Annotated in this window: 1 protein-coding gene; it reads right to left on the bottom strand. The window is 41.6% G+C overall.

What is annotated here, in order from left to right; all coding sequences use genetic code 11:
• Positions 1-1,112, bottom strand: a 1,112-nt coding sequence (locus LC454_RS26225) for an IS256 family transposase (RefSeq protein ID WP_223585388.1), incomplete at its 3' end; no start/stop codon positions are given.
• Between the last annotated feature and the right edge of the window lie 76 nt (positions 1,113-1,188).

Genomic DNA, 1,188 nt, shown 5'->3' with positions numbered 1-1,188 from the left:
ATCAATTTCATTAGTGCCTGTTCGGAGTTGAAGGCCCCTTTAGACTTAATGATTTTTCGTATCTGACGGTGCATTCCCTCGATCGGATTTGTGGTGTATATAATCTTGCGAACCTGATCCTCGTACTCAAAGAAAGTGGAAAGATTGGTCCAATTATCCATCCAGGATTTGGCAGCAAGAGGATATTTCTTACCCCATTTTTCTTCAAAAGACAGGAGGTTTTCATATCCCATTTCTTCGTTCACAGCCTTATAGACTGGTTTTAGATCCTCCATTACAAACTTCTTATCTTTCTCAGTTACATAGCGCATACTTGTTCTGATCTGGTGAACAATACACAACTGGATCTTTGTTTTTGGAAAAATAGCTTCTATGGCATCAGGAAACCCTTTTAGACCATCAATACAAGCTATAAGGATGTCTTCAACGCCACGTTGCTTTAGATCCGTAAGAACTGAAAGCCAGAACTTAGCTCCCTCATTTTCTGAGCTATAAAGACCGATCAGATCTTTTCTACCATCCATACCAACTCCCAGTATGTTATAAATAGCCCTGGATTCAACAGTTCCATTCTGGCGAACCTTGATGTGCATACAGTCCAGGAATACAAAGGGATAAACAGCTTCAAGAGGCCTGCTACGCCACTCATTTACCGCTGGAAGCACACTTTCTGTAATACGCGATATTTCTGTGGCAGAGATCTCCATAGCATACATTTCGCGTATAAACTCGCTTATCGCCCGTGTGCTCATTCCTTTGGCATACATGCTCAATACGTGCCCCTCAAGCTGTTCAGTAATGATTAATTGTCTTTTAGGTACTACTTTTGGCTCAAACGTGCCGGATCTATCACGACCTGTTTCCAGCTCAAATGTTCCAGTGTTAAGGCCACGGACAGTCTTTTTTGTCTTGCCATTTCGCCGATTGCTATTGCCCGAAGCTTTCTCTTCGTTCAAATGGTTTTCCAGTTCTCCATCCATCATTGATTCCAATAGATGCTTCATTAACGGCGCTAGGACGCCATCATTGGGAGACAAACTTTTTCCTTCGTAAAGACCTTGCATGGCTTCTGCCTTGAAGCGTTCAAAGTCGAATGGGTCTTTTTCTTTCATGACCGTGTCGTTTGAATAATTGAATATAAATAATCTTATTGAATTATTCCTCTGACACAGTTCATGTTACAGTCTC

It is taken from the genome of Sphingobacterium sp. GVS05A, from assembly GCF_019969845.1.
GTDB lineage: Bacteria > Bacteroidota > Bacteroidia > Sphingobacteriales > Sphingobacteriaceae > Sphingobacterium.
Note: the sequence above shows the minus strand (reverse complement) of the source record. Positions and strands in the feature narration are given on the sequence as shown.